At 47.3% G+C, this 25,389-nt stretch carries 23 protein-coding genes and 6 tRNA genes; 15 read left to right on the forward strand and 14 right to left on the reverse strand.

The window, feature by feature from the left end; all coding sequences use genetic code 11:
* Positions 1-110: 110 nt before the first annotated feature.
* Entirely contained in the window at positions 111-1,100 is a 990-nt protein-coding gene (gene mgrA, locus M977_RS05205) for an L-glyceraldehyde 3-phosphate reductase (RefSeq protein ID WP_064512868.1), read from the forward strand.
* A gap of 152 nt (positions 1,101-1,252) precedes the next feature.
* Complete coding sequence (locus M977_RS05210; RefSeq protein ID WP_064512870.1) at positions 1,253-1,609, forward strand: DUF2502 domain-containing protein; 357 nt, start codon at positions 1,253-1,255, stop codon at positions 1,607-1,609.
* Between the two features lie 41 nt (positions 1,610-1,650).
* On the opposite strand, the gene M977_RS05215 is transcribed toward M977_RS05210, so the two are convergent.
* The 5 genes from M977_RS05215 to M977_RS26085 form a co-directional block, all read right to left on the reverse strand.
* On the reverse strand, positions 1,651-2,490 hold the full coding sequence (locus M977_RS05215; RefSeq protein ID WP_245163486.1) for a bestrophin family protein: 840 nt from the start codon (positions 2,488-2,490) through the stop codon (positions 1,651-1,653).
* 56 nt (positions 2,491-2,546) lie between these two features.
* Positions 2,547-2,966 (reverse strand): hypothetical protein, encoded by a 420-nt coding sequence (locus M977_RS05220; RefSeq protein ID WP_064512874.1) that lies wholly within the window; start codon positions 2,964-2,966, stop codon positions 2,547-2,549.
* A 68-nt stretch (positions 2,967-3,034) separates the two neighbouring features.
* Positions 3,035-3,940: a LysR family transcriptional regulator gene (locus M977_RS05225; RefSeq protein ID WP_064512876.1), complete on the reverse strand. Its 906-nt coding sequence runs from the start codon at positions 3,938-3,940 to the stop codon at positions 3,035-3,037.
* Between the two features lie 478 nt (positions 3,941-4,418).
* The gene (locus M977_RS05235) at positions 4,419-5,657 is read right to left on the reverse strand and encodes an Nramp family divalent metal transporter (protein WP_064512880.1); all 1,239 of its coding nucleotides are present in this window, start codon (positions 5,655-5,657) and stop codon (positions 4,419-4,421) included.
* Entirely contained in the window at positions 5,638-5,727 is a 90-nt protein-coding gene (locus M977_RS26085) for a hypothetical protein (protein ID WP_425339038.1), read from the reverse strand. The genes M977_RS05235 and M977_RS26085 overlap by 20 nt, the downstream gene beginning before the upstream one ends.
* 288 nt (positions 5,728-6,015) lie before the next feature.
* Here M977_RS26085 and M977_RS05240 point away from each other — a divergent pair, with 288 nt between their 5' ends.
* Positions 6,016-7,203: a NupC/NupG family nucleoside CNT transporter gene (locus tag M977_RS05240; protein WP_034458999.1), complete on the forward strand. Its 1,188-nt coding sequence runs from the start codon at positions 6,016-6,018 to the stop codon at positions 7,201-7,203.
* Between the two features lie 53 nt (positions 7,204-7,256).
* Here M977_RS05240 and M977_RS05245 read toward each other — a convergent pair whose 3' ends face one another.
* From M977_RS05245 to M977_RS05260, 4 genes are all read right to left on the reverse strand, one after another.
* Positions 7,257-8,897 (reverse strand): diguanylate cyclase, encoded by a 1,641-nt coding sequence (locus M977_RS05245; RefSeq protein ID WP_064512882.1) that lies wholly within the window; start codon positions 8,895-8,897, stop codon positions 7,257-7,259.
* Positions 8,898-8,933: 36 nt separating this feature from the next.
* Positions 8,934-11,129, reverse strand: a complete 2,196-nt coding sequence (locus M977_RS05250) for an EAL domain-containing protein (protein ID WP_064512884.1) — start codon at positions 11,127-11,129, stop codon at positions 8,934-8,936.
* 286 nt (positions 11,130-11,415) lie between these two features.
* A tRNA-Ala gene (locus M977_RS05255) sits at positions 11,416-11,491 on the reverse strand.
* A 46-nt stretch (positions 11,492-11,537) separates the two neighbouring features.
* Positions 11,538-11,613 (reverse strand) — tRNA-Ala (locus M977_RS05260).
* 221 nt (positions 11,614-11,834) lie between these two features.
* Here M977_RS05260 and M977_RS05265 point away from each other — a divergent pair.
* A complete protein-coding gene (locus M977_RS05265; protein ID WP_064512886.1) occupies positions 11,835-12,188 on the forward strand; it encodes a YfeC-like transcriptional regulator in 354 nt (117 codons plus the stop codon).
* A 63-nt stretch (positions 12,189-12,251) separates the two neighbouring features.
* Here the strand turns inward: M977_RS05265 and gltX are convergent, their stop codons facing one another.
* A complete protein-coding gene (gene gltX / locus M977_RS05270) occupies positions 12,252-13,667 on the reverse strand; it encodes a glutamate--tRNA ligase (RefSeq protein WP_064512888.1) in 1,416 nt (471 codons plus the stop codon).
* 260 nt (positions 13,668-13,927) lie between these two features.
* Here gltX and M977_RS05275 point away from each other — a divergent pair.
* The 5 genes from M977_RS05275 (at position 13,928) to M977_RS05295 (ending at position 14,979) form a co-directional block, all read left to right on the forward strand.
* Positions 13,928-14,003: transfer RNA gene (locus M977_RS05275), tRNA-Val, on the forward strand.
* 43 nt (positions 14,004-14,046) lie between these two features.
* Positions 14,047-14,122: transfer RNA gene (locus tag M977_RS05280), tRNA-Val, on the forward strand.
* A 33-nt stretch (positions 14,123-14,155) separates the two neighbouring features.
* Positions 14,156-14,231: transfer RNA gene (locus tag M977_RS05285), tRNA-Val, on the forward strand.
* A 3-nt stretch (positions 14,232-14,234) separates the two neighbouring features.
* A tRNA-Lys gene (locus M977_RS05290) sits at positions 14,235-14,310 on the forward strand.
* A 324-nt stretch (positions 14,311-14,634) separates the two neighbouring features.
* Positions 14,635-14,979, forward strand: coding sequence for a FlxA-like family protein (locus M977_RS05295; RefSeq protein WP_064512890.1), 345 nt, complete (start codon positions 14,635-14,637; stop codon positions 14,977-14,979).
* Here M977_RS05295 and M977_RS05300 read toward each other — a convergent pair.
* On the reverse strand, positions 14,976-15,905 hold the full coding sequence (locus M977_RS05300; RefSeq protein WP_064512893.1) for a LysR family transcriptional regulator: 930 nt from the start codon (positions 15,903-15,905) through the stop codon (positions 14,976-14,978). The two genes, M977_RS05295 and M977_RS05300, sit on opposite strands and share 4 nt — an antisense overlap.
* 90 nt (positions 15,906-15,995) lie before the next feature.
* Between M977_RS05300 and M977_RS05305 the strand changes: the two genes are divergently transcribed.
* On the forward strand, positions 15,996-16,985 hold the full coding sequence (locus M977_RS05305) for a bile acid:sodium symporter family protein (protein WP_064512895.1): 990 nt from the start codon (positions 15,996-15,998) through the stop codon (positions 16,983-16,985).
* Here M977_RS05305 and M977_RS05310 read toward each other — a convergent pair whose 3' ends face one another.
* The 3 genes from M977_RS05310 to zipA form a co-directional block, all read right to left on the reverse strand.
* Positions 16,986-17,201 (reverse strand): DUF3820 family protein, encoded by a 216-nt coding sequence (locus tag M977_RS05310; RefSeq protein ID WP_034459012.1) that lies wholly within the window; start codon positions 17,199-17,201, stop codon positions 16,986-16,988. It lies immediately after the preceding gene.
* A gap of 1 nt (position 17,202) precedes the next feature.
* Positions 17,203-19,221: an NAD-dependent DNA ligase LigA gene (gene ligA, locus M977_RS05315; protein ID WP_064512897.1), complete on the reverse strand. Its 2,019-nt coding sequence runs from the start codon at positions 19,219-19,221 to the stop codon at positions 17,203-17,205.
* A 68-nt stretch (positions 19,222-19,289) separates the two neighbouring features.
* Positions 19,290-20,276 carry a cell division protein ZipA gene (gene zipA / locus M977_RS05320; RefSeq protein ID WP_064512899.1) on the reverse strand — a complete coding sequence of 329 codons (987 nt, stop codon included), beginning with the start codon at positions 20,274-20,276 and terminating at the stop codon, positions 19,290-19,292.
* 230 nt (positions 20,277-20,506) lie between these two features.
* Here zipA and cysZ point away from each other — a divergent pair, with 230 nt between their 5' ends.
* From cysZ to crr, 5 genes are all read left to right on the forward strand, one after another.
* Positions 20,507-21,268, forward strand: a complete 762-nt coding sequence (cysZ, locus tag M977_RS05325) for a sulfate transporter CysZ (RefSeq protein ID WP_064512901.1) — start codon at positions 20,507-20,509, stop codon at positions 21,266-21,268.
* Between the two features lie 152 nt (positions 21,269-21,420).
* On the forward strand, positions 21,421-22,392 hold the full coding sequence (gene cysK / locus M977_RS05330; protein WP_064512903.1) for a cysteine synthase A: 972 nt from the start codon (positions 21,421-21,423) through the stop codon (positions 22,390-22,392).
* Between the two features lie 395 nt (positions 22,393-22,787).
* Positions 22,788-23,045, forward strand: a complete 258-nt coding sequence (gene ptsH / locus M977_RS05335) for a phosphocarrier protein Hpr (RefSeq protein ID WP_034459025.1) — start codon at positions 22,788-22,790, stop codon at positions 23,043-23,045.
* A gap of 44 nt (positions 23,046-23,089) precedes the next feature.
* Complete coding sequence (ptsI, locus tag M977_RS05340) at positions 23,090-24,817, forward strand: phosphoenolpyruvate-protein phosphotransferase PtsI (RefSeq protein WP_064512905.1); 1,728 nt, start codon at positions 23,090-23,092, stop codon at positions 24,815-24,817.
* A 40-nt stretch (positions 24,818-24,857) separates the two neighbouring features.
* A complete protein-coding gene (crr, locus tag M977_RS05345; protein ID WP_034459029.1) occupies positions 24,858-25,367 on the forward strand; it encodes a PTS glucose transporter subunit IIA in 510 nt (169 codons plus the stop codon).
* Positions 25,368-25,389 lie beyond the last annotated feature (22 nt).

Consider the following 25,389-nt stretch of genomic DNA (forward strand, 5'->3'; position numbering starts at 1 on the left):
TAAGGCCGTGGAAAGAGGGATTTACACTTAACCGCGGTGTAGTCTGAAGCCCGTAATGTTGTGAAAACGTATACACTAAGTTGGCATTATTCACTTACCGGGAAACTAATATGGTCTATCAGGCAAATCCTGCGCGTTATGAATCAATGGAATATCGTCGTTGTGGGCGCAGCGGACTCAAACTACCCGCCATTTCTCTAGGTTTATGGCACAATTTTGGCGACAGCACGCTACTGGACAACAGCCGCCAGTTGTTGCACCGCGCATTTGATTCCGGGATTACCCATCTGGATCTGGCCAATAACTATGGGCCGCCTCCGGGTTCTGCTGAAGAAAACTTTGGCCGTATCCTGCGTGAAGATTTCCTTCCATATCGTGATGAATTGATTATTTCCTCCAAAGCGGGGTACACCATGTGGGATGGGCCGTATGGAGATTGGGGCTCGCGTAAGTATCTAATTTCAAGCCTTGATCAAAGCCTGAAGCGTATGGGGCTGGAGTATGTTGACATCTTCTACCACCATCGCCCGGATCCAGAAACACCACTTGAAGAAACCATGCGCGCACTGGATACCGTGGTGCGTCAAGGTAAAGCACTCTACGTTGGCGTCTCAAATTACCCAGCCGAACTCGCCGCTCAAGCCATTGATATTTTGAACGACCTCGGTACTCCATGTCTTATCCACCAGCCACGTTACTCGATGTTTGAGCGTTGGGTTGAAGGCGGTTTACTGGACGTTCTGCAAGAAAAAGGCGTGGGTAGCATTGCCTTTTCTCCCCTGGCTGGCGGCCAACTGACCGATCGCTATCTTGATGGTATTCCTGCTGATTCCCGTGCCGCAAGCGGCAGCAAGTTCCTTAATGCTGACCAGCTCACAGATGAAAAACTGGAGAAAGTTCGTAAATTGAATGATATCGCGCAACGTCGCGGGCAGAAACTTTCCCAAATGGCGCTCGCATGGGTGCTGCGTGGTGACAAAGTTACATCAGTGCTGATTGGCGCCAGTAAAACCAGCCAGATTGATGACGCAGTCGGCATGTTAGCCAATCGTCACTTTACGGCAGAAGAACTGGCTGAAATTGAAGCCATCTTAGTGTAACCGTTATCACTATCTGATTTAATTACGAACTAAATTAGCAAAAAGTGCTCTCCTCAGCGAATTAGGAGTTGTGGTGATGAAACACTTAGTTACCACAACTTACTATACCGCTAACAAGCCGCTCTGGCGGTTACCGTGTAAGGGGAGAGAGTATGTTCAGGTCACTGATTCTTGCGATAGCATTACTGGCATCTGCACCAATGATGGCGAATGCGGGCGAAATCACCCTGCTGCCGTCAGTTAAGCTTCAAATTGGCGATCAGGATTATCGCGGTAATTACTGGGATGGCGGCGGCTGGCGCGACCGTGATTACTGGCATCGTAATTATGAATGGCGTGACCGTGGCTGGCATCGCCATGATAACGGCTACCATCGTGGCTGGTATAAAGACCGCGGCCGTAACAGCTTTGAGAAAGGCTATCGCGCGGGCTGGAATGATCGTGACGATCATCGTGGCCGAGGCCGTGGCGATCATGGACGTGGGCACGGTGGTGGCCATCGCCATTGAGGCTAATGATTTAAAAATGGGAGCTAAGGCTCCCATTTTTATTACAGCAATCGATAGTTTTTATCCGGGGTGATTTTTCCAGGAAGCCTCCCATCATGGATCATTTCCCGTAAATCAATTTCAATGGTGTTGCAGATAGCATTCAAGGGTAAATCATTATCTTCCCGGCCAAAGGGGTCCTCAAGCTCAGTTGCAATCGCATCGAGCGCAAGGAGTGCATAAGTGGTAAATAATGAAAAAAGCAGTGAAAGAAACCCAAAGCTGTCGATGATCAGCAATGGATAAATCGCACAATAGATATAAATAGTGCGATGTAAAATTAAAGAGTATGCAAATGGGATTGGCGTATTACTGATACGTTCACACCCCCCCTGAATAGTGCTGATATTATTGAGGTAATGATTAAAGTTCTGGTAATCCAGGGAATTTCGCTTATAGCGAAAAAGCCATTTGCCAATCTCCTGAAGCAAAGCATTACATGGAGTGGCAACATTTAGCCTCTCAAGCATAAATGGGGCTTGCGATGTAATCTCCACAGGCATTTTTTCATGCCGCAGCATCGATTTTAATATGTTGCAATAACATACGATAAAATTGAGCACGATTCTCATCTCATCTTGGCTAGCTTCTGTTGTGCTTTTTATTTCTCGCATTAAAGATCGAGTGGTAATCAACAAGTCTCCCCAAAGCTTTCTGGCTTCAGAATAGCGGAGCCATGCTGCATTGTTACGGAAGCCAAGAAAAATCGAAATAGATATCCCAATAAAACCAATTGGATTTTCTTTTGCTTCAATACCATGCATATGCAAGAGCGGGAGTAGAAATAGATAAGCCATATTCAACATAGCGAAAAAAAGCAACTGGCGAGAAATCTTCCTCATAATAGACCCTCTCCATGAGAACAATCTTCTAAACCAGTGTTGCTCAGGCCTGACTATCATTCTTTATCCTTTACACACAAATTTGCCATATATTCATAAACGGGAAGCAATTTTTGCAAATAATGCTCAAAAACCTGTTTTTTATCAGAAAGTGGTATCACTCCGTCAAGGAGGCCTTGTTGATTAATATATGAAGAGGGTATATCTATAATGCTATCCCCTTGTATAAGAGGATGATAGCTAATCATAACAGGACCTAAAAAAACGGTGCGGATAATATTTAGTTGCATTGTACCAAAAAGCTTTATAGATAAATTATTACTTTGGCAAATTGCCACCTGGTGATGATATAAACGCTCAGTTAATGTAATATTCTTCAGCAAAACCAATGTATAGTTATTCCATAAACTATCCATACTTGTTTTTTTACTATGAATATCAGAAGCGTACTCTTTTAAAGATAGGTATTGCGGCATACAAAAAGCTCTCCCACTTAAAATTGAGATTAAATATGGCTAATAAAAGGTAATGAATAATGAATTAACTAGTCAGTATTTCCTGTTTTGCTTAGTGCTTTGATGACATCATTATGAAGAATAAAGTCAATGTAATTACGCAGCGTTAAAGTGTTATTTTTATTACTGGGATAAATCATCCACAATTCAATTTTCTGCACACTCCAGTCGGGAAGAGCAATTTTAAGCTGACCATTTTTTAGATAAGACTCCACAATGTACTCAGGCAAAATTGCCATCCCTGTACCTTGTAAAGCTTGTTGCAATATATAAGTCAGATTATCGCTGGTATGCCGAGAGGTCATTACCAATTTATAACTGCTAGTTTCTTGAGAAAGAGTGACGCTTTTCCATGTTTTATGAGTAATTAAATCACATGTAAGCAATTCATCAGGTGAACTGACATTATGCTTTTCTGCATACTCCGGCGTCGCAACAATAAATCGGTTAAAGGTTCCCAGGAAGCGTCCAATGAAAGAGTCATCTGAGGGCTTACCTATTCTGTAAGCGACATCAAAAGTATCGTTAACCGAACCAAAGAATGAGTCCGCAGTGACCAGTTCAAGTTCAACCTGCGGATTTGCTTTCAAAAACTCATGGTGAGGAGCAGGTAAGGCACTGTACATGAACCCCGGAGGCGCTATTATTCTTAATTTGCCATTTGGGCTTTCACGTAATAGCTGAATGAGTTCATCAGCTCTAAATGCAACATCTATCACTTCCTGACAGTATCGCAAATAACTTTCACCTGCATATGTCAACGAGATCTTTCGCGTTGTTCGATTGAGCAAACGTAAACCAAGATATTCTTCGAGTTCACTTATTTGCTGGCTGACGCGAGATTTCGTCATATTCAATTCTTCAGCGGTTCTTGTAAAATTGCCGTTTTTTACCAGCGCGGCAAAAAGAGCCATATGATTAAAGTGCTTGAACATGACAAAACCCTGATGTTTCTAAACGTCAGCATAAATCATACATAACATAATGCGGGATGGACAGTGCTGATTGTTCAACAAATCACACCTATTTGTTCTTAAAGTAGTAACTAATCAACAGAGTCTTAATAGGTATGATTACCTGTGCTCGGGGACCAATATACAGGGGGGTTTATAAATAATGTGGACCACGATAGCGAATAGAAAACTACTGAGCATTCCGCTTTTTGGAATATTAGTGCTCAATACGATTATTGACATTTTCTTAGGTGCTATTGCACTAGGGCATCACAACTTTATGATTGTCGGTGTATTGGCAATCGCATTTGCGATTCAGGGAATGTTTATGTTTCGAGTTAACAGGAACATATTCTTTTAACTCATCAGGGGAAGCGATATAAATAAACGCAACTACATGAATGAACTTATAAAGATGTAACCCGCGACCACAAGTGTGTGGCCGCAGAGCACTATAAATCTACAGTCCCAAAGCCGTACCAACTAGCAGCCACAGGTTAAGCGCCACCACTATAGCCACAATCACCCACCCCACATGTTTTACCAGCCGGGTATTGACGAGATCGCCCATCAATTTTTCATTGCTGGTGAAAATCAGTAGCGGCACCAACGCCAGTGCGATACCAAAACTGAGTAGTACCTGGCTCATCACAAGGACGCGGGTTGGGTCAAGCCCCATCAGGATGACAATAAATGACGGTGCCATAGTGACTGAGCGGCGCACCCACAGGGGGATGTAGAAGCGAACAAACCCCTGCATCACAACCTGCCCTGCCAGAGTACCGACAACGGTTGACGACAGACCCGCCGCGACCAGACTCAAACCGAATATAGACGCCGCTGAATGACTCAAAAGAGGTTCCAGCGTGAGGTATGCCTCATCGAGATCGGCAACGCCGGTATGACCTGTGAAGTGAAACGCCGCGGCGGCGGTTGCCATCATCGCCAGATTTACAAACCCGGCGATCGTCATTGCGATACCCACATCCCATTTGGTCGCGCTGTAACGTTCGGCGCGATTGCCTTCGTGCATATGTTGGGTCAGCGATGAATGAAGATAGATCACATGCGGCATAATTGTCGCCCCCAGAACCCCGGCGGCCAGAAACACCGCTTCGCTGGTCGGCAAGCTTGGGATCAGCATCCCTTTACCTAGTTCAGCCAGTTTGGGCTGCGAGAAAATCAATTCAACAATGTAAGCCGCAGCCACAAACAGCAGCAAACCACCGATGACTTTTTCCAGCGGTTTCTGGCCGCGCCGTTGCAGCATCAGTATAAGGAACGTTGCAATCCCGGTCAGCACTGCGCCCTGGAGTAACGAAACGCCCAGGATCAATTTAAAACCAATCGCAGCACCAATAAACTCCGCCAGATCGGTCGCCATGGCAATGATTTCGGCTTGTATCCAGTACAACCACACCACCGGGCGCGGATAGTGGTCACGGATCTGCTCCGCGAGGTTCTTGCCGGTGGCAATCCCCAGTTTTGCCGAGAGAATTTGGATAAGCATCGCCATCAGGTTTGCCCACACCACTACCCATAGCAATTTGTAGCCAAAACTTGCCCCGGCCTGGATGTTGGTCGCAAAGTTGCCGGGATCGATATACCCGATAGCAGCGATAAAAGCCGGCCCCATCAACGCCAGGCGTAATCTGCGCGCTGTGCGGGTACCACTGTTGTCAACGCGACTGTTTGTCATCATCTGCCTCTGAGATATAGCCTTTGCTATGTTTCAAGCTATCAAAAATGAGAATGATTATCAAATCCATTTAAAATGCTTAAACCGATTATTTTGATAGACGGAAACAATGAGGAATTTGCAGTGACAATTTTATTGCCAGTTAACTTTCATGAACTGCGGCAAGCACTATGTTAGAGATATGTGCGTTGACGCAACTTTTACCTTCTTTACTTAACATAGCAGAAATGTATGGTTGATCACTAATTTTGAGTTTGGTCACAGGACATCACTATAGTGTGCGATTAGTCTCGTTTTCTTATTGCTTGTTTCATAGAATGTGCAACGAAATTAAACCTGCCTCATGTTTGGAGCAAATATGTCCCGCGTTCTTCACTTTGTCTTAGCGCTTGCCGTGGTAGCGCTACTTGCTTTATTGCTAAGTAGCAACCGTAAGCAAATTCGTATTCGCTTTATCGTTCAACTGTTAGTGATTGAACTCATTCTCGCCTGGTTCTTCCTGAACTCAGAAATCGGTCTGGGCTTTGTGAGAGGTTTCTCAGAAATGTTTGAGAAACTGCTGTCGTTCGCTAACGAAGGGACAAACTTTGTATTCGGTAAGATGAATGACGAAGGACTCGCCTTCTTCTTCCTGAAAGTACTCTGCCCAATCGTCTTTATCTCCGCGCTGATCGGGATATTGCAGCACATCCGTGTTCTGCCGATTGTTATCCGCTTTATCGGTACCGTTCTGTCTAAAGTGAATGGTATGGGTAAACTGGAATCCTTTAACGCCGTAAGCTCGCTGATTCTGGGACAATCAGAAAACTTTATCGCCTATAAGGATATTCTCGGCAAGATGTCGCGCAACCGCATGTACACCATGTCCGCTACGGCCATGTCTACCGTGTCCATGTCGATTGTCGGTGCTTACATGACGATGCTCGAGCCAAAATATGTGGTCGCCGCGCTGGTGTTGAACATGTTCAGTACCTTTATCGTACTGTCGCTGATTAACCCTTATCGCGTTGATGAGAGCGAAGAAAATATCCAGATGTCTAACCTGCACGAAGGCCAAAGCTTCTTCGAAATGCTCGGTGAATACATTCTGGCAGGTTTTAAAGTTGCGATTATTGTTGCAGCGATGCTGATTGGCTTCATTGCCTTGATTGCCGCACTGAACGCACTGTTTGCAGCAATCTTCGGCATCTCCTTCCAGGGCATCCTGGGTTACATCTTCTACCCGGTAGCCTGGGTGATGGGTGTTCCGTCGCATGAAGCATTGCAGGTTGGTAGCATCATGGCCACCAAACTGGTTTCCAACGAATTCGTTGCGATGTTGGATCTGCAAAAACTGGCCGGTACGCTTTCCCCACGTGCGGAAGGTATCCTGTCAGTGTTCCTGGTGTCGTTTGCCAACTTCTCTTCTATCGGGATCATCGCTGGTGCGATTAAAGGCCTGAACGAAGAGCAAGGTAACGTGGTTTCTCGCTTCGGCCTGAAACTGGTTTACGGCGCAACTCTGGTGAGTATTCTGTCAGCATCTATCGCTGGTCTGTTCTTGTAATTCTCACAATAAAAAGCCGGGGCAATTTGCCCCGGCTTTTTTATGCCTAATTTCTATGCCTGGCTAACACCATCATCCTGCCAGCAGACCTGGTTTCTGCCTCGTTGTTTAGCGGTATACATCCGCATATCTGCAAGCGACTGGATTTGCTCAAGCGAGCACTCTGGAAGCTCACTGTAGGCCGCAACCCCTAACGAGGCAGTGATTTGTAACTGCGTACCGTCATCGAGGAGCAGAGGCGATGATTCAAGCTCCCACTTAATTCTTGTCGCGACCATAATCCCCGCTTTGAGGTCGGAATTTGGCAGGAAAATGCAGAACTCTTCACCGCCGATACGCCCCAGAATATCCTGGCTGCGAACCGCACGCTGAATGCGCTGAGTCGCATGCACCAGCACATTGTCACCGACCTGATGCCCGTAAACATCGTTCACTTTCTTGAAGTGGTCGAGATCTAATTGCACAAGTGTGTAATCTACATAATCAGGGCTAATTTGTGATGTTTTCTCAAAGAAGCCACGGCGGTTAAGTGCGCCGGTCAAGTCATCGTGAAGCGCATGGTGCTGCATTTCACGCTGCAAGTTCCCCATATTGCGCACCAGGCGGCAAATAACTCGGTGCGATCCCCAAAGGAAAAGCACGAATATTCCCCACATCGCGATCAACAGGATACTGAAACGGCCAAAATCTTCATGTAAACCCTGGCTTAGGGTTTGGGTACTGATCAGTACCGAGCGCGTGCCAACAACTCTGCCAAAAGTGATGAATACCGACCCATCGCGCATCGTGCCGCGCGATGAGACTTCAAGCATCTGGCGAATAGTTTGTAGATGCTTAGCAGTGAGTTGAAATTGATTGCTCGACCCAACGGTACCGGTGAGTGGGATTAGCCGTTCATCAAACAGTTGGTAAGCACTCTGCGTATCTTCCGGTAATGACGCCGCAAGGAATTTTTGCACCGCATCATTTTCAAACGCAATCCCCAGAAGACCTATCCATTCACCACGAAAATCGACAGGAATGGCGGCATTAACCAGAGTGTCATCAGTTTTAGCGATATTCTGCCGTGTCCAGAAAGGTTCTCGCTGTGGATTGAGCAATGGCGAAGCCAGCACGAAACTACCCTGCTCTACTTGCGGGTTGTAACTGCTCACTAATAGTGAATTCATCTCCTGGGATAGCGAGACAATAAATTCGCCATCGCGTGAGATGTAGTACAAATCTGCAGTCAGTTCATTGGCCCCTGTCGCTAACGGGAAAAGACCTTGAATCTTCCGCAATGCATAGAGCTGCTGGCGGACTTGTAGCGCGTCCTCGCCGTGAAATGCGCTGTCTTCGGTAAGCGTATCGGGCAAAGGTAACTCGCGGATCCACAATGGTGAATCACCAACATCACCTGTAATTTCCGAAGGAACAGTTGCCACACCAGGGAACAAAGGATCGTCCATCGCTTCAATAAAAATTCGTTTTAGGTAGCGAAGGTTATCAACTTTGTACTGTGCTTTACTTTCGATTCTGGCAATCACACTTTCGAGGTGACTAAGCTGGCTTGTACGGTAGCCATGGCTAAATAGCTGTCCTTGCTGCCAGAATAAAAAAGTGGTCAGCGCAAAAACAAAAATGAAAACCAGATGGATAACCCGGAGTGTTTTTGCCATTGGCAGGCGAAATCTATTCGCTAAAGAAGTGCTCACAAATCAGCCCCTTGATTATATGCTCGCAACATACTGCTACCTTAATGTATGGACTAAGGCCAGAGGCTCTGGCTTGCCTATCAGATACCCTTGTAAAAAATGTACGCCGAGTTCGCATAACAGCCTGCGCTGCTCTTCCGTTTCAACAAACTCAGCCACAACAATCAATTGCTTCGCTCGAGCCATATCACATATAGATTTAACAATCAGTGGGTCAAGCGAGTCGGTGGTGATGTCTTTAATGAAGCAACCATCAATCTTAATAATGTCCGCATGCAACCTTTTCAACCGCTCGTAGTTCGCATAACCGGTACCAAAGTCGTCGATGGCAATTTTAAACCCATAATCACGCAGTAATGTAATGTTCTGCATTGAAGTTTCTGAGTCTGAAAAAGCCTGTTCCTCGGTGACTTCAATAATCACGCTGCTGGCTGGCACCTGAAATTGCGTAAACAATGAAATAATATTCTGCGCAATATCCTTTTGCATCAAGGTCAACGGCATAAGGTTTACCGAGAAACGTGACTGCTCGCCCTTCTCTGGGTGAAGATACAAATAATTCACCAGCTTCTTCACCACTAACATATCGAAGTGCGTGCTGAGGTTAAACTCGGCAATAACAGGAATAAACTTATCCGGGGTAATTAATTCATCATCAAAAGTGATGCGGCTCAGTATTTCGTGATATCCATGTCCCATCTTATTCACAATAGGTTGTGCATAGAGAGTGACAGGTTCTTCTTCATTTAAGGCCCGTTTGATTTTTTGCAGTAACAAAACACGCTCTGTCGTTTTGTCAGAGACATATTCAACTCTGGTATTCAAGCTGAGCACGCGTAACGATTCACTCGCCTGTTCGGAAAGAAAACTTAATTGCCCTAAAGTGTGGTGTAATTCTTCAAGGCTATTGTCGATAACGCTATAGGATGCGCCGTACTCAATTTCCAGCATGGTGTTATGCCATGTTATTTTTTTGCTATTGAGTAAATCAACAATATGTTCGAGTCGCGCATCGGTATGTTGTCCGCGGAGGAAAATTAATAATTCACTGCCGGGTAACTGAAATATTTGTTCGCCTTCATGCAGGAAAGGCGTTATCTGGCTGGTAACCATGCGCTTACAATGAATTCGCATCATCATGCCGTAATGGCGGCTTAAAAATTCCAGGTTCGACATCCGTAGGCAGCAAAGCGTCCCTTCCGGATAACATTGCACATGATGTTCCAGCGCACGTAAATTTGGTAATTGTGTTAACGGATCGGTTAGTGACTGCGAATGATAAATGCGTTTCATCCATTCGTTTTTCTTAAACATCATCGTCATGTACAACATACAGACGGAAAAAGAGATGAAAACAGAAAGAATGAATGACAGGGCAAATTCTGTATTAACCCCGTAAAGGAAACCATCGTTATATGTCAATAGTAGCCATACGGATATAGCCCATAACAGCCCCATTAAACGCGGGCCAAAATGGCGGATACCCAGCGTAAATAGCACAAAAATAGCGGGCACGAGGTAACCTGAAACCTGCAACATGCCCCACGACGAGCACAGCACAACCAGCAGAGTTATCAGGCATAACATCCAGGTCAAAGAATAAAAACGGCGTGGACCAATGAAATCGCGCATCACGCAACGACGCCAAAAGGCTCGGACGTAATTTGGATTCAGGATCATTCTGAGTGGATAGTAAAACAGGAAAGTAAATATCAGCGAGGCGGCAATTAAATTTTGAAAATCCACTACCATAAACATGAGTGAATTGTCACCAAAGTACGCAGCCACTGCTTCTGGAAATTGAATATATCGTCCCGCCAGATACATCAATAATTTAGTGCTAAAAGGCGCGACAAACCCTAGCCAGAATATCCGAGTCCCCATTCCTTTATCGGTCAGAGCATAGCGCCACCTCGTCCCAAGATAATGACGGGCAATTATGCTACAAACTATTATTGGAAATATCAGGCAAAAAACAAATGATACTAACGCCACAAATGACAGATGTAGTACGCATGAGAATGTCACTGCTGATGAAATTATTAGAGGAATAATCGCAGTCCGGCCATAGATAAACACCATGGCTATCAACAAACCCATTGGGAGATAAGCGAGATAAACCTGAACACCATCAATTGTCGTTAACGGTGAAATGTAGCGAGAAAAAGGGACAAGCAAGAGAGATAAAACCAGTGCTGTGACGAATTTCTTGATAGATTTTTGAAAAATCATAAGCCCTGGTCTGAGTATTCTGTAATGGCTTTGCAGCATTATTCGGTGATAAATAATACGTTTATTTGTTGCGCAAATCAAGTTTGCGAATTATTGCATGTAGTTAAATTTATTGGTTTTTTATACAACCCAACAAAGAGAAATAGTTTGATATATTCATATTGAGAATACATCGTATTTATATATTCACTAAATTGATGAAAATCGTGCTCAGATCACTATTTTGTGAAGTTATTCTGGCGCAGAAACGAAAAAACCCCCGCCATTAGGCGAGGGTTTCATATTTTGGTGGAGCTAAGCGGGATCGAACCGCTGACCTCTTGCATGCCATGCAAGCGCTCTCCCAGCTGAGCTATAGCCCCACGAATGGGTTTGGTTTAAACGATTCAAATCTTGCTGGTAAAGATTTGGTGGAGCTAAGCGGGATCGAACCGCTGACCTCTTGCATGCCATGCAAGCGCTCTCCCAGCTGAGCTATAGCCCCGTACCGTGAAACCGTGTCGTATCGACGGGCGGCATCATATGAAACCCATTCAATAGTGTCAACGTCAAATTCAGCTTCTGCGATTAATCGCCGAAAAAGCAAACAATACAAGTAAAAGCAGATGCATCTCGTCTTCCTGTAGTTAATCCTGTCACAGTTTCCAGTAAAATGATCCTCTAAAATGAACCACTAATAACCCCTTTGGATTTAAGGAAAAAACTGTGCTCAAGGAACGTATGACCCCGGAAGAGCTGGCGATGATTACTGGTTATAGTCGCCAAACAATCAACAAATGGGTACGCAAAGAAAGCTGGCTCACAACTCAAAAACCCGGTGTTCAGGGAGGTAAAGCTCGCCTGATTCATGTGGATGAACGTGTTCGCGATTTTATTAATAGTGCAAAACGCGTTTCGGAGAAACTCAGCAGCTACCACGTTAATGACACTTCACTGGAAGGGCTTTTGCTCAATTCGATGAAACAGATGTCTATCTCGGAACAAGAAAAGATGTCTGCATTGATTCTGCGAGAAGGCATTGCTGGGGTGTTAAAGCGTTTAGGTATTCGTGATGAGTAAAACGAGTATCAAAAAGCCGGCATAAGCCGGCTTTTTAGTCACAACACTTTATAACGCGGGGCGTTATTGTTGTGCTTCGCGCGCAGCAATGAATTCCAGAGCCTGATTAATACGAGCAATCGAACGTTGCTTACCAATCGCGTGAACAGTGACATCAAGACCAGGTGACTGCCCTGCCCCTGTAACAGCGACACGCAACGGCATACCAACTTTACCCATACCTACTTCCAACTCATCAGCGGTTGCCTGAATTGCATTATGCACATTCTCTGCAGTCCAGTCGGTCAATGCTGCCAGTTTATCGCGCACAACTTCCAGCGGCTGACGAGCAACCGGACGAAGGTGTTTCTTCGCAGCATCCGCGTCAAACTCACTGAAATCTTCATAGAAGTAGCGGCAAGTTTCAGCCATCTCTTTCAGCGTTTTGCAGCGGTCGCCCAACAATTTAACCAACTCAGCCAGTTGTGGGCCGTTGCGGGTATCAATATTTTGCTGCTCGATATGCCATTGCAGATGGGTCGCAACATATTCAGGAGCAAGGTGGTTAATGTAGTGGTGGTTAAGCCACTGCAATTTTTCAGTGTTGAATGCACTGGCCGATTTGCTAACGGAGTCCAGTGTGAACAATTTGATCATCTCTTCACGAGTGAAGATTTCCTGATCGCCATGAGACCAGCCCAAACGCACCAGGTAGTTCAACAGAGCTTCTGGTAGATAGCCATCGTCACGATACTGCATGACACTAACTGCACCATGACGTTTGGACAGTTTTTTACCGTCGTCACCATTAATCATGGAAACATGCGCATAAACCGGAACTGGCGCATTCAATGCTTTCAGGATGTTGATCTGACGCGGAGTGTTGTTGATATGGTCTTCGCCACGAACAACGTGGGTGATTTCCATATCCCAGTCATCCACTACAACACAGAAGTTGTAGGTTGGGGATCCATCGGTACGGCGAATGATCAGATCATCCAACTCCTGGTTGCTAAATTCGATTGGGCCACGGATCTGGTCATCGAAAATAACAGAACCTTCTTGCGGGTTGGCAAAACGCACAACACATGGTTCATCAGCAGTATGATGCTCATGGCCATGACGGCAGCGCCCGTCATAACGCGGCTTGTCGCCGTTCGCCATTTGTTCTTCACGCAAAGCTTCAAGGCGTTCTTTAGAGCAGTAGCATTTGTAGGCTGTACCAGCTTCCAGCATCTCGTCGATAACCGCGTTATAGCGATCAAAACGCTTGGTCTGATAGTACGGGCCTTCATCCCACTCAAGGCTCAGCCAGTTCATGCCATCCATAATAGCTTCGATAGCTTCTGGTGTTGAACGCTCAAGGTCTGTGTCTTCTATACGAAGCACGAACTCACCGTCGTGGTTACGAGCAAAAAGCCATGAATAGAGAGCAGTACGAGCACCACCAACGTGCAAATAGCCTGTTGGGCTTGGCGCGAAGCGAGTTTTGATTTTCATTAAACGGCCTTAATTACGCAAAAGTACCGGGGAACCGGCAAATGCCAGGGAATATAGAGTGGGCAACATTCTACCACTGTGTACTGATTCCTCAATGTCGATACCCTTTCTTGTCTTCAATCCACATATTTTGATGACAAATCAATCACCAATGCGTAATTCGCGATCGCATTGTTTATTTTTACGACGAACGAACAAAATCTTTAGAAAAGGCGTTGACTCATTTTCAACTCTCCCTATAATGCGACTCCACACAGCGGGGGTGATTAGCTCAGTTGGTAGAGCACCTCCTTTACACGGAGGGGGTCGGCGGTTCGAGCCCGTCATCACCCACCATTCATTAGTGAGTGATTCCGCAGTGTAGCAAGAGATAAGATTTGGGTGATTAGCTCAGTTGGTAGAGCACCTCCTTTACACGGAGGGGGTCGGCGGTTCGAGCCCGTCATCACCCACCATTATCTACTCTTGCAATAGAAGTACCGAAGTTTGGGTGATTAGCTCAGTTGGTAGAGCACCTCCTTTACACGGAGGGGGTCGGCGGTTCGAGCCCGTCATCACCCACCATTCGGGGCGTTAGCTCAGTTGGTAGAGCAGTTGACTTTTAATCAATTGGTCGCAGGTTCGAATCCTGCACGCCCCACCAAATTTAGACAAAAGCGCCTTCGGGGCGCTTTTGTCGTTTCTAAGGCTCGATCTTTTTCATGCTGGGTTCGAACCTGCTGCAGGTTTGACAAAATCGTCGGGAACGATTTTACATCACCGCTTGCGGTGAACCTCAGGGCGAGTCTCAGGATGAGACGAGTGATATCCTGCACGCCCCACCAATGTATAAAGGCGCCTTTTTGCTATGCGCGTTTCTAATACATCACCTGGCGCCCTGCCAAAATTAATGAATACCACCTTCTTCTCTCAAGATTTTCCCGCGTTTAGCCGATAACTGCTTCATCTAATCCCTCGAGGAACTATTATGAGCAACACTATCAACACCTCTACACCTTCACCGCAAGCCAGCACAGGCAGTTCTTCAGCAAGTTCTGGTAACAACCTGGCTTCACAAATCAGCCGTATCACCCAGCAAATAACTAAACTAACTCAGCAAGCGAAAGATATTGCCAATGGCAGCGGCACAACAGAAGAAAAGCAAAAACAGCAGGAACTGATTCAGGCACAGATTAAAATGCTGCAGGCGCAACTTGCACAACTACAGCGCCAGCAAGTAGAAGCTGCAGAGAAAAAACAGGAACAGCAACAATCCCGAGTGGAAGGTGTGAATAAACCATCCGAAGATCATCAGATCGATATCTACGTCTAATCTTTATTAAACAGTGGGTCGCTCAGGCGAGCAGTAGTTAACTGCTGCGCCTGTTGACGAACAACCTGCCAGATAGCCTCAGCAGCACGAGAAAGTGAGCGATTTTTCCGCCGCACCAACATTAATTGCCGATCGACAACCGGAACTAGCGGCCTGACAACCAGAGGGCGCTCTTTAGGTAACGGCAATGCAAGTGCTGGAAGAACGCTAATGCCAATTCCGGCCTCAACCATTGGAAACAGTGTTGCCGGGTGGCCAATCTGCTGAACAATATTGGCCTCAATACCCTGACGCATTAACGCATCATCGATCAACGGGCGGCTGCCTGATGCGTAATCCTGTAGCACCAGGTTTTGACCTTGTAATGCCTGCCACGAAACACACGACTGAGCGGCAAACTGATGGTCATTACGGCAAAGCAATAAAAACGGCTCGGAAAGCACGACTTCACAATCCAGATCATTTGCCTGAATAGGGTCGATAACCATGCCAAAATCGACTTCCCCCTGACGAATGCTTTGCAGCACCCACTGTTGCGGGCGGTCGTGGAGCACAAAGCGGATCGCGGGAAACTCAAGCGCTGCCGCAGCGATAGATTGCGGCATTAAGTGGGCTGAGATAGTCTGGCTCGCGGCGACCCGCACAATTCCGCTTAGCTGATGGCCAACGCTACGTGTATCCAAAAGTGTGCTGGTCAACTCTTCCAGCAGCCGCTCAAGCCTGGACGCCAGTTGTTGGCCCGCATCCGTCAGCACGACTTCTCGTGTTGTGCGGTCAAGCAGCTTTACGCCTAGCTCACTCTCTAACTCTTTTACGCTATGGCTAACCGCCGATTGGCTCAAACCAATTTGCTCCCCTGCCCGGCTAAAACTCCCGGCATGAGCTATGGCGACAAACACTTTTAACTGACGCAGTGAATAATTCATCTATTAAATTCATTAATGCATTCAATAAATCAATTTTATTTCTAAAACTAATGAAAGCACAATAGCCCTACAACAGTTTGAGGAATGATGATGAAACTCTTTCGCGTACTCGACCCCTTCACGCTGACGCTAATTGTGACCGTATTACTGGCGTCTTTCTTCCCCGCTCAAGGCAGCTTTGTTGGCTTTTTTGAAGGGCTAACGACCGCCGCAATTGCACTGTTATTCTTTATGCACGGCGCAAAGCTTTCGCGCGAAGCGATTATTGCTGGCAGCAGCCACTGGCGTTTACACCTGTGGGTAATGTGCAGCACGTTCGTGCTATTCCCGGTGCTAGGCGTGTTGTTCGCCTGGTGGGCACCAGTCAATGTCAGCCCTGAGATTTATACAGGATTCTTGTACCTGTGTATTTTGCCTGCCACGGTGCAGTCCGCTATTGCGTTCACTTCGCTTGCAGGAGGCAACGTGGCAGCAGCCGTGTGCGCCGCATCGGCTTCTAGTCTGCTTGGTATATTCCTGTCGCCACTTTTAGTGGGCATGGTGATGCATGTTCATGGCGCGAGTGGCAGCTTGCAGCAGGTCGGCAGCATTATGATGCAGCTACTGGTGCCGTTTGTGGCGGGTCATCTTTCTCGCCCGTGGATTGGTAATTGGGTCGCAAAACATAAAAAATGGATTGGTAAAACGGATCAGACTTCCATTCTGCTCGTCATTTACACGGCATTTAGCGAAGCGGTAAGGCACGGAATTTGGCACAAAGTCGGCCTGGGTTCACTGCTGTTTATCGTGGTGGTAAGTCTGGTATTGCTGGCTATTGTCATCACCATCAACATGTTTGTGGCAAGGCGTCTGGGCTTTAGCAAAGCTGATGAAATTACCATTGTGTTTTGCGGTTCGAAGAAGAGTTTGGCGAATGGTATTCCGATGGCAAATATCTTATTCCCGGTCGCAACAGTCGGGATGATGGTGCTGCCGCTTATGATCTTCCACCAGCTGCAGTTGATGATATGCGCGGTGCTAGCCCGCCGTTATCAGAAAGAGACGCAGGTGGCAGCCAAAGCCGCCACCGATAACACTTAGTTAATGCCTTTTGAGGGGCTTCACCAGCCCCTCCAACCCTTCGGTCTTAATCAGCAAAGTAAGCCTCATTAGCTCACCAAGATGCCCTTGAGGAAATTCATCTTTACGCGCAAACCACAGCAAGTACTCTTCCGGTACATCAATCAATACGCGACCTTTATACTTGCCGAACGGCATTACTGTATTAGCTATCTCAATAAGCTGCTCTTTATCCATCTCATTCACCTAACAAGCGAATCATTTCAGCTTCATCAATCACGTCGATACCCAATTCCTGTGCTTTGACGAGCTTAGAACCAGCCGCCTCACCCGCAATCACCAGGTCAGTTTTCTTCGATACGCTGCCCGCAACTTTCGCGCCTAATGCGACCAGGCGTGCTTTGGCATCGTCACGAGACATAATGGTCAGTGAACCTGTGAGTACCACCGTTTTGCCGGCAAATGGGCTGTCGATCTCTTCCGCTTTGATAATCACCGGAGCAGGCCAGTGAACGCCCGCTTCTTCAGTCAACTGGCGAATCACTTCACGGTTGCTCTCTTCAGCGAAGAAGTTGAACGTATGAGTAGCGACCACAATTCCCACGTCAGGTACTTTTTGCAGATCTTCGATGCTTGCCGCAATCAGCGCATCCAGCGTAACAAAGTGCGCCGCTAAACCGGCGGCTGTCGCTTCGCCGACTTCGCGAATGCCAAGTGCATAGAGGAAGCGTGCAAACGTGGTTTCTTTTGCTTTCTCAAGCGCAGCAACTACGTTTTGAGCAGACTTCGGGCCCATACGGTCAAGCCCGGTAAGTTTACCGGCAGTCAGACGGAAAAGATCCGCAGGCGTATGAACGTATTCTTTCTCAACCAACTGGTCGATTATCTTATCGCCCATGCCATCAACATCTAGCGCGCGACGAGAGACAAAATGTTTAAGTGCTTCTTTACGCTGCGCACCGCAAATCAGGCCGCCGGTACAACGCGCAACTGCCTCGCCTTCCACACGTTCAACGTCAGAACTACAAACCGGGCAATGCGTCGGGAAGACAATCTCGGTGGTATTTTCCGGGCGTTCAGACTCCACAACACCAACAACCTGCGGGATAACATCGCCCGCGCGGCGGATAACCACGCGATCGCCAATTCTTAAACCCAGGCGCTCAATTTCATCAGCATTATGCAATGTGGCATTGCTGACCAGCACACCTGCAACCTGAACCGGCTCCAGACGAGCAACAGGGGTAATCGCCCCGGTGCGCCCAACCTGGAACTCAACGTCACGAACAAAGGTCATTTGTTCCTGAGCCGGGAACTTGAATGCCACCGCCCAACGCGGTGCACGGGCAACAAAGCCCAGAGTTTCTTGCAGCGCGAGCGAGTCAACTTTGATAACAACACCGTCGATATCAAAACCTAATTTCGGGCGATCGGCTTCAACCTGGTGATAAAACGCCAGCACTTCTTCAGGTGTATTACACAGACGAATGCGGTCGCTCACCGGCAACCCCCACTCTTTAAACTGCTGCAAACGCCCATGATGGCTGGCAGGCAATTCGCCGCCTTCAAGCAAACCCACGCCGTAGCAGAAAAAGGTTAATGGGCGCTTTGCCGTAATGCGAGGATCGAGCTGACGCAGAGATCCGGCTGCAGCGTTACGCGGGTTAGCAAAAATTTTCCCGCCTGTGCGGCGCGCTTCTTCGTTAATCTTTTCAAATCCCGCCTGAGGCAGGAATACCTCGCCACGAACTTCCAGGCGGCGGGGGATGTTCTCACCACGCAGTTTTAGAGGGATAGAGCGGATGGTGCGCACGTTAGCAGTGATATTTTCGCCCGTCGTACCATCGCCACGAGTTGCGGCGCGAATCAGTACTCCATCTTCGTACAGCAGGCTCACCGCGAGGCCATCGAGTTTCAGCTCGCAGCAAAAAGTAATGGCTTCTGGGCTTTTTAAACGGTCCTGAACTCGCTTGTTAAAGGCCAGGTAGCTAGCTTCATCAAAGGCGTTATCAAGCGACAGCATCGGTACTTCGTGGCGAACCTGGGTAAATTCACTTAAAGGTGCAGCACCTACGCGCTGTGTCGGTGAATCAGGGGTGATGAGTTCAGGATGCGTGTCTTCCAGAGAACGCAATTCAGCCATCAGGCGGTCATACTCCGCATCCGGGATTTCCGGAGTATCAAGCACATGGTAAAGGTATTCATGATGGCGAAGCGTGGTTCGCAGTTGAGTAATTTTTTGTTCGATTGTGTCCATATCGCACCATCAATATAAAAAACCCCCGGAATCCGAGGGTTCAAAGAAAAACATGTTCAGAGCGCGTATCAATGGCTGATGTTAGCTTCAACCACTTCGCGGATACGGTCCTGGTACTCACGCATTTTTTGCGGCGTCATCATACGACGTTGGTCATCAAGCACAACACCACCGACTTCATCGGCAATGTGCTGAGCGGACTGCAGCATCAATTTAAAGTTTTGCGTTGGGTCGCCGTATGACGGTACTTGCATGAAAATTGTCACGCCAGGCGTTGCAAAATTCGTCATGCTTTCTGGGTCAAAAGAACCTGGCTTAACCATATTCGCAAGACTAAAGAGAACCGGACCACTGCCATCAGGACTGAGATGACGGTGGAAAATGTTCATTTCGCCAAAGATAAAGCCCGCTTGCTGAATACTGTTTAACAGCACATCACCGTTAATCATGCTGCCAGCATGAGCCGATACGTTCAGCACAATCACCGTCTCTTTACGACGTGCCGGAGGTTCCGGTGTCAGAGCAGGTTGTACCGCAACTGGCTCAGACGCAGGTTCAGAATGCTGCACCGGTTGGACCGGCGCTTGCGGTGCCACTGGCTGAGGCGGTTGAACAGGCTGTTGTACCGGTTGATGGACAGCAGGTTGCTGTGGCGCTGGCTGATGTGCCGGCGCAACAGGAACTTCCTGACGTGGAATAACCGGTTCAGGCTGACGCACTGGCGCACCCTGACGCGGCTCCGCAGAGGCGTAAGGTGGCTCATACTGATGTTGAGGAGCTTGCGGCTGCCGAGGCATTTCTGGCTCGCGAGTCGTTGTTTCTGGCGCAGGATTAACCCGACGCACACGCACCTCACCTACTCCATCATCTTGTTCATCGTCAGCCTCGTCGTCATCCGATTCGTATTCGTCACGCTTAGACTTCAGGCGCTTCATTGGACGATCACGAAAAATGGAAGAACGCTCCTTACGACTTGTCCACAGGCCGTGAACCAGTAAGGCTATTATGGCGATCGCGCCAACAATGATTAATATCAGACGCAAATCCTGCATCATTATATTCTCTGTTGTTCTAACACCTTGCCACCGCGGCAAACATTTACTCACTAAGAGTATTTGCCCATCTGCTCAAGTGCAAGTCCGCACACTGTTTTCTCAGCATAAAGATGTACCAAAATCGATTTTTCGCTGTTTTTTCGACCATTTCTTAATAAGTTTTTCTCCTGGCACTCAGTTATGATAACTCTGCACGTCATTGTAATGACCAAAAAGGAGTTCGTTCAGATATGGTTTCAACTTCAGGAGCCGGGCCACGTAGTGGCGTTTATTACTTTTCGCAAGGCTGGAAGCTGGTACATCAGCCAGGGATCAGGCGCTTCGTGCTCTTGCCATTGTTGGTCAATATTTTATTAATGGGTGGAGCATTTTGGTGGTTGTTTACTCGCCTGGATGTTTGGGTTCCCACACTTCTTTCTTACGTTCCAGATTGGTTACAGTGGTTGAGCTATCTCATTTGGCCACTGGCAGTCGTGTCTATCTTGCTGGTGTTTGGCTACTTCTTCTCAACCATAGCCAACTGGATTGCTGCCCCCTTCAACGGATTACTGGCAGAACAACTCGAAGCTCGTCTGACTGGCGCAACACCGCCGGATACCGGCGTGTTAGATATCATGAAAGATGTTCCACGTATTATGAAACGCGAATGGCAAAAGCTCTCCTGGTACCTACCGCGAGCGCTTGTATTGCTGGTTCTCTACTTTATCCCTGGCATCGGCCAAACCGTCGCGCCAGTTTTATGGTTCTTATTTAGCGCCTGGATGCTGGCTATCCAGTATTGCGACTACCCATTTGATAACCATAAAGTGCCATTTAAAGAAATGCGCATCTCACTGCGTGAGAAGAAAATCATTAACATGCAGTTTGGCTCACTAGTCAGTCTGTTTACGCTTATCCCATTCCTGAATCTGGTTATCATGCCAGTCGCTGTATGTGGTGCTACCGCCATGTGGGTCGACTGCTATCGCCCTAAACACGCCATGTGGAAGTAAATTTGCAGGAGCGGCTTATGCCGCTCCTTATTCCTTCTGGCTTCTGCTTATTTCCCTTCTACATATAGATATGCGATTTCTTTACTTCCGCATAACTTCTAAGCAGGTATGCTGGAGAGGTTTCCCAAATTTCATACAGTTAAGGACGGGTTATGAGCAAGATCTATGAAGACAACTCTCTGACTATCGGTCATACGCCGCTGGTTCGACTGAACCGCATCGGTAATGGACGCATCCTGGCCAAGGTAGAGTCCCGTAACCCGAGCTTTAGCGTAAAATGCCGTATCGGGGCCAATATGATTTGGGATGCCGAAAAACGCGGTGTGCTGAAGCCTGGTATAGAGTTAGTTGAGCCAACCAGTGGTAACACCGGCATTGCACTGGCATATGTCGCCGCAGCACGTGGTTATAAGCTGACGCTAACCATGCCTGAAACCATGAGTATTGAACGCCGTAAGCTGCTCAAAGCCCTGGGTGCTAACCTGGTATTGACTGAAGGCGCGAAAGGCATGAAAGGCGCGATTCAGAAAGCAGAAGAAATTGTTGCCAGTAATCCTGAGAGATTCCTGTTACTGCAACAGTTTAGTAATCCAGCAAACCCTGAAATCCATGAAAAAACTACTGGCCCAGAAATCTGGGAAGATACCGATGGTGAAGTGGACGTATTCATCGCTGGTGTTGGCACCGGTGGTACGTTGACTGGTGTTAGTCGCTATATTAAAAACACCAAGGGCAAAACAGACCTTATCAGTGTGGCCGTTGAGCCGACTGACTCCCCGGTTATTGCTCAGGCTTTGGCGGGCGAAGAACTCAAACCTGGCCCACATAAAATTCAAGGTATCGGTGCTGGTTTTATCCCTGGAAACCTCGATCTGAAACTTATCGACAGAGTTATCGCTATCACTAACGACGAAGCAATTTCTACTGCACGTCGTTTGATGGAAGAAGAAGGTATTCTTGCGGGGATTTCATCGGGTGCAGCAGTAGCTGCAGCGTTAAAACTTCAGGAAGATGAAGCATTTACCAATAAAAATATTGTGGTTATACTGCCTTCTTCCGGGGAGCGTTACCTGAGTACCGCCCTGTTTGCCGATCTTTTCACTGAAAAAGAACTCCAACAGTGAAGCCAATCAGGTAAATCAGTGTAAAAAAGCACCCGAATGGGTGCTTTTTTGTGGCATACGTCAAACTTTTAGGCACCCTGCCATTGCGTCACTCCGCCAGGTCTGGTATCTATCCAGCAAATTATTTTGATGCGCGAAATTAATCGGAAAATGTGATGTACATCTGCTGAATCGATTTAACGATTTGGTGCAAAATCACATTTCACGGCATAATGATTAATGACGAGCGAGCCGCGAAGCGCATGGTCGATACCAAAGCACATTTCGTGGTTCCAGAAAGCATCCTGTGTCGCGTAGAGTTACAATTAACACGGCGCTAACTATACAGGCTAAAGTTTTGCCACCAGGCTAGACTTTAGTTCCACAACACTAAACCTATAAGTTGGGGAAATACAATGTTCCAGCAAGAAGTTACCATTACCGCTCCAAACGGTCTGCATACCCGCCCTGCTGCTCAGTTTGTTAAAGAAGCTAAAGGCTTCACTTCTGAGATCACTGTGACCTCCAACGGCAAAAGCGCAAGCGCGAAAAGCCTGTTCAAACTGCAAACTCTGGGTCTGACCCAAGGTACTGTTGTGACCATCTCCGCTGAAGGCGAAGATGATCAGAAAGCAGTTGAGCATCTGGTAAAACTGATGGCTGAACTCGAGTAAGTTCTGGGTTCTTCGTAAATATCAGTCACAAGTAAGGTAGGGTTATGATTTCAGGCATTTTAGCATCCCCGGGTATCGCTTTCGGCAAGGCACTTTTGCTGAAGGAAGATGAAATTGTCATCGACCGGAAGAAAATTTCTGCCGACAAAGTTGCGCAGGAAGTTGAACGTTTCTTAAGTGGGCGCGCTAAAGCGTCGGCACAGTTAGAAGCGATCAAAATTAAAGCTGGCGAGACCTTCGGTGAAGAAAAGGAAGCTATCTTCGAAGGCCACATTATGTTGCTGGAAGACGAAGAGCTTGAGCAGGAAATCATAGCCCTTATCACCGATAAGTTAGTGACTGCTGATGCAGCTGCTCACGAAATTATCGAAGGCCAGGCGATCGCGCTGGAAGAATTAGACGATGAATACCTGAAAGAACGTGCGGCTGACGTACGTGATATCGGTAAGCGTCTGCTGCGCAATATCCTTGGTCTGGCAATTATTGACCTTAGCTCCATCCAAGATGAAGTTATCCTGGTCGCTAAAGATTTGACTCCGTCAGAAACCGCACAGCTTAACCTGCAAAAGGTTCTGGGTTTCATCACCGATATCGGTGGCCGTACCTCCCACACCTCCATCATGGCGCGTTCTCTTGAACTGCCTGCGATTGTTGGTACCGGTAGCGTGACCAGCCAGGTGAAGAACGGTGATTACCTGATCCTCGATGCTGTTAACAATAAAGTTTACGTTAACCCAACCAACGAAGAGATCGAAGCTCTGCGTGCTGTACAGCAGCAAGAAGCTTCTGAGAAAGCTGAACTGGCAAAACTGAAAGATCTGCCAGCAATCACTCTCGATGGTCATCAGGTAGAAGTATGCGCAAACATTGGTACTGTTCGTGATGTCGACGGTGCTGAGCGTAATGGTGCAGAAGGTGTAGGTCTGTATCGTACAGAATTCCTGTTCATGGACCGTGATTCACTGCCAACTGAAGATGAGCAGTTCGCGGCGTACAAAGCTGTTGCTGAGGCCTGTGGCTCACAAGCAGTTATCGTACGTACCATGGATATCGGTGGCGACAAAGAGCTGCCGTACATGAACTTCCCGAAAGAAGAGAACCCGTTCCTGGGCTGGCGTGCAGTACGTATCGCCATGGATCGTAAAGAGATCCTGTACGCTCAGGTTCGCGCTATCCTGCGTGCTTCTGTATTCGGTAAATTACGTATCATGTTCCCAATGATCATCTCTGTTGAAGAAGTGCGTGCACTGAAAGCTGAGATCGAAATCATGAAGGCGCAGTTGCGTGAAGAAGGCAAAGCGTTTGACGAAACTATTGAAGTTGGCGTGATGGTTGAGACTCCGGCTGCGGCCACGATTGCTCGCCATTTGGCTAAAGAAGTCGACTTCTTCAGTATCGGTACCAATGACCTGACGCAGTACACCCTGGCAGTTGACCGCGGTAATGATATGATTTCACATCTTTACCAGCCAATGTCACCGTCTGTACTGACTCTGATTAAGCAAGTTATTGATGCTTCTCATGCAGAAGGTAAATGGACCGGTATGTGTGGTGAGCTTGCAGGCGACGAACGTGCTACACTTCTGTTGCTGGGAATGGGTCTGGACGAATTTAGTATGAGTTCCATTTCTATCCCGCGCATTAAGAAGATTATTCGTAACACGAACTTCGAAGATGCGAAGGTGTTAGCAGAGCAAGCACTTGCTCAACCGACAACGGACGAGTTAATGATGCTGGTTAACAAGTTCATTGAAGAAAAAACAATCTGCTAATCCACCGGATGCGGCCCAATTTACTGCTTAGGAGAAGATCATGGGTTTGTTTGATAAACTGAAATCTCTGGTTTCTGATGATAAAAAAGACACCGGAACCATTGAGATTGTTGCCCCACTTTCTGGCGAAATCGTTAACATTGAAGATGTTCCAGATGTGGTTTTCGCCGAGAAGATTGTTGGTGATGGTATTGCAATTAAACCGACTGGCAACAAAATGGTTGCTCCGGTTGACGGCACCATCGGTAAAATCTTCGAAACTAACCATGCTTTCTCTATCGAATCCGATAGCGGCATTGAGTTGTTCGTCCACTTCGGTATCGACACTGTTGAACTGAAAGGCGAAGGCTTCAAACGCATCGCAGAAGAAGGCCAGCGCGTTAAGAAAGGCGACGTAGTTATCGAGTTCGATTTGGCCCTGCTGGAAGAGAAAGCGAAGTCTACCCTGACTCCGGTTGTTATCTCCAACATGGACGAAATCAAAGAGCTGATCAAACTGACTGGTAGCGTGACTGTGGGCGAAACCCCGGTAATCCGCATCAAGAAGTAAGATTCACGCGGCAGGTCATCTC

It is taken from the genome of Buttiauxella gaviniae ATCC 51604 (assembly GCF_001654835.1).
GTDB classification, from domain to species: Bacteria; Pseudomonadota; Gammaproteobacteria; order Enterobacterales; family Enterobacteriaceae; genus Buttiauxella; species Buttiauxella gaviniae.

Bases quoted from the DNA above. Each gene is read 5' to 3' on its own strand.
- mgrA (WP_064512868.1), top strand. From the start codon at position 111: ATGGTCTATCAGGCAAATCCTGCGCGTTATGAATCAATGGAATATCGT.
- M977_RS05210 (WP_064512870.1), top strand. From the start codon at position 1,253: ATGTTCAGGTCACTGATTCTTGCGATAGCATTACTGGCATCTGCACCA.
- M977_RS05215 (WP_245163486.1), bottom strand. From the start codon at position 2,490: ATGAGGAAGATTTCTCGCCAGTTGCTTTTTTTCGCTATGTTGAATATG.
- M977_RS05220 (WP_064512874.1), bottom strand. From the start codon at position 2,966: ATGCCGCAATACCTATCTTTAAAAGAGTACGCTTCTGATATTCATAGT.
- M977_RS05225 (WP_064512876.1), bottom strand. From the start codon at position 3,940: ATGTTCAAGCACTTTAATCATATGGCTCTTTTTGCCGCGCTGGTAAAA.
- M977_RS05235 (WP_064512880.1), bottom strand. From the start codon at position 5,657: ATGACAAACAGTCGCGTTGACAACAGTGGTACCCGCACAGCGCGCAGA.
- M977_RS26085 (WP_425339038.1), bottom strand. From the start codon at position 5,727: ATGGATTTGATAATCATTCTCATTTTTGATAGCTTGAAACATAGCAAA.
- M977_RS05240 (WP_034458999.1), top strand. From the start codon at position 6,016: ATGTCCCGCGTTCTTCACTTTGTCTTAGCGCTTGCCGTGGTAGCGCTA.
- M977_RS05250 (WP_064512884.1), bottom strand. From the start codon at position 11,129: ATGATTTTTCAAAAATCTATCAAGAAATTCGTCACAGCACTGGTTTTA.
- gltX (WP_064512888.1), bottom strand. From the start codon at position 13,667: ATGAAAATCAAAACTCGCTTCGCGCCAAGCCCAACAGGCTATTTGCAC.
- M977_RS05295 (WP_064512890.1), top strand. From the start codon at position 14,635: ATGAGCAACACTATCAACACCTCTACACCTTCACCGCAAGCCAGCACA.
- M977_RS05300 (WP_064512893.1), bottom strand. From the start codon at position 15,905: ATGAATTATTCACTGCGTCAGTTAAAAGTGTTTGTCGCCATAGCTCAT.
- M977_RS05305 (WP_064512895.1), top strand. From the start codon at position 15,996: ATGAAACTCTTTCGCGTACTCGACCCCTTCACGCTGACGCTAATTGTG.
- M977_RS05310 (WP_034459012.1), bottom strand. From the start codon at position 17,201: ATGGATAAAGAGCAGCTTATTGAGATAGCTAATACAGTAATGCCGTTC.
- ligA (WP_064512897.1), bottom strand. From the start codon at position 19,221: ATGGACACAATCGAACAAAAAATTACTCAACTGCGAACCACGCTTCGC.
- zipA (WP_064512899.1), bottom strand. From the start codon at position 20,276: ATGATGCAGGATTTGCGTCTGATATTAATCATTGTTGGCGCGATCGCC.
- cysZ (WP_064512901.1), top strand. From the start codon at position 20,507: ATGGTTTCAACTTCAGGAGCCGGGCCACGTAGTGGCGTTTATTACTTT.
- cysK (WP_064512903.1), top strand. From the start codon at position 21,421: ATGAGCAAGATCTATGAAGACAACTCTCTGACTATCGGTCATACGCCG.
- ptsH (WP_034459025.1), top strand. From the start codon at position 22,788: ATGTTCCAGCAAGAAGTTACCATTACCGCTCCAAACGGTCTGCATACC.
- ptsI (WP_064512905.1), top strand. From the start codon at position 23,090: ATGATTTCAGGCATTTTAGCATCCCCGGGTATCGCTTTCGGCAAGGCA.
- crr (WP_034459029.1), top strand. From the start codon at position 24,858: ATGGGTTTGTTTGATAAACTGAAATCTCTGGTTTCTGATGATAAAAAA.